Here is a 1,607-nt window from a genome sequence, read left to right as displayed (position 1 = left end):
TATAAAAGTCAAGATAATTTGACCAATTTGTTGCAATTAAGTGTTCTCAGTTTTTTTAGGATTTAATTTATCTTTGATTCGATAAGATGGACCTGTGATATTAAATAAATATGAATAATGAAGAATCCTGTCTAATATGGCTTTAGTTATCATTTCATCATTTCCTAATATCTGTGGCCATTTATCAAATGAAATATTGCTTGTAAAAATAGTAGATCGTTTAGTATATCTTAAATCAATCAATTGAAAAAATAATTTAGCTTCCAGTGGTGTTATTTCATTAAATCCAACTTCATCAATGACTAGCAGCTTATACTTATAAAAGAGTCTTAGTTTTCTTTCTAATGTCCCCTCATTATATGCCTGTCTTAGTATATTGATTAATTTATTAAATTTAATAAAATATACACTATTTCTTCTTATAGCTACTGTATATGCAATTGCTATTGCCAAATGTGTTTTTCCAGTACCAGGGTTACCTACAAATACGATATTTGTAGCATTTTCATAAAAATCCGATTCAATAATGGATCTTATTTTTTCTTCTTTTATACCTGGCTGAAAATTAAAATCATAATCATCAACTTTTCTTAGAAAAGGAAATGCTGCTACTTTTACATTATAAAGTCTGTTATTCTCCTCTTTAGCTATCACTTCCTTATTCAGTATCTTATGCATTACATGCAGTTCTTCTTCAGCTATTTCATTATTCATTACTAATGAATTTAAATATGAATATGCTGATTTCAGTTTTAAATAATTCAATTGTTCCAGTACATCATTAGTCATTGTCATAAATTATATTCTCCAGTTCTTTTAATATTATTTGATTGCTTTCTTTAACTGCCTGCTTATCTGTTTTCTTATAATAAAGTTCATGTTCTTCTTTTATATTAAATTTATTATTAGTAATAGGATGTTTTTCAATAATTTTTCCGTTATAATATATAAGAAGTTCTTTGTTTTGGACCACTAGTCCGACACGTTTTCCAATATATTCTTGTGGTAGGGAATATTTATTGTATTTATACTGGAATAGTGATTCATTTGTAACATAGACTTCATTTAATTTAAGGTGATACCTGCTTCTGATTTCTTTGCTGGGTAACGGAAGCAGATCACCTTTTTCTTTTTCTAAAAGAAAATTTCTAGGAAGCCTTGTTGCCTGTGAGGAACGTTCATTATCCTCGTTATTGATTATTTCCAGTTTGTCATGTATATCAGATAATCCGCTATAATAACCGTTATAATTTTTAAGCTGATCTACTATTTTATTTTGTGTCTCAGTTTTTCCTTTGGTTTGAGGTCTATATGGCATACATGGCATAGGTGTTATTCCATAATCTTTACAGAATTCTTCAAATTTACTGTTTAATAAAGCTTTATCATCAGCTGATTTACGAGGCTTTTCTACAAATGCTTTAAGATTGTCAATGACCAGTTCTTTAGGAACACCACCGATTTCTTCAAATGCCTGGGCTAAAAATATTAACAGGTCATCAGTTGTAGGTTTTAATATTACCTGCCTGTAATTATATCTTGACCATGATAAAGTCAGAGTAGGAATATATACTACTGTCTGCGTGCCATTTTTATCTGTAAGTTTA

2 protein-coding genes are annotated in these 1,607 nt (G+C 28.8%); both read right to left on the bottom strand.

Annotated features, from left to right (window positions below):
* Positions 1–36: 36 nt before the first annotated feature.
* On the bottom strand, positions 37–795 hold the full coding sequence (istB, locus tag B5F09_RS14470) for an IS21-like element helper ATPase IstB (protein WP_087285701.1): 759 nt from the start codon (positions 793–795) through the stop codon (positions 37–39).
* A partial coding sequence (locus B5F09_RS14465) for a DDE-type integrase/transposase/recombinase (RefSeq protein ID WP_143357534.1) occupies positions 782–1,607 on the bottom strand: 826 nt, incomplete at its 5' end. The genes B5F09_RS14465 and istB, both read right to left, overlap by 14 nt.

This window comes from Erysipelatoclostridium sp. An173, assembly GCF_002160495.1.
GTDB lineage: Bacteria > Bacillota_I > Bacilli_A > Erysipelotrichales > Coprobacillaceae > Thomasclavelia > Thomasclavelia merdavium.
The sequence above is the reverse complement of the archived record's forward strand: the minus strand, read 5'-3'. Positions and strand labels throughout refer to the sequence as shown.